Below are 474 nucleotides of genomic sequence, written 5' to 3' on the forward strand. Positions count from 1 at the left end.
ACAACACCCATGAAGGTCTGACCGGTGAAGATGTCGAAGTTCGAGGTCAGAAGACCTGCGGTCAGGCCGCCCCACTGGATGTAGGCGTTATCGAGGCTAGCAGAGTTCGCACCGTTGGTGACGGTGGAGTACATGGAGACGTATGCACGCAGGGTACCGAATTCGGTTGCAGTGCGAGCGTCCAGGTACAGGTAGCCGCGAGACAGCCAGGAGTAGCCGTCAGAATCACGGTTGCCCCAAGCGCCGTTGTCCAGCGTGTTGTTGACGATTACCTGGGTACGAACACGGCCGCCAACGCGGAGGCAGGTTTCGGTGCCCGGGATGTAGTAGAAGCGTGCGCCGTAAGCGTCACAGACGCGAACGTAATCAACCGGCTCCGGAGCAACCGGAAGATCGGCTGCCTGTGCGGTGGTGGCAGCAGCAGCAGCTGCAGCGCCGAGCATCAAGCTCTTGAGTTTCATATCTGACCTCCAA

The 474-nt window shown here is 59.5% G+C and carries 1 protein-coding gene; it reads right to left on the bottom strand.

The window, feature by feature from the left end; genetic code table 11:
* Positions 1–461, bottom strand: a 461-nt coding sequence (locus Q666_RS59275; protein ID WP_023014614.1) for a porin, incomplete at its 3' end; no start/stop codon positions are given.
* Between the last annotated feature and the right edge of the window lie 13 nt (positions 462–474).

Origin of the sequence: Labrenzia sp. C1B70, from assembly GCF_000475395.1 — a bacterium.
Lineage (GTDB): Bacteria > Pseudomonadota > Alphaproteobacteria > Rhizobiales > Stappiaceae > Roseibium > Roseibium algicola.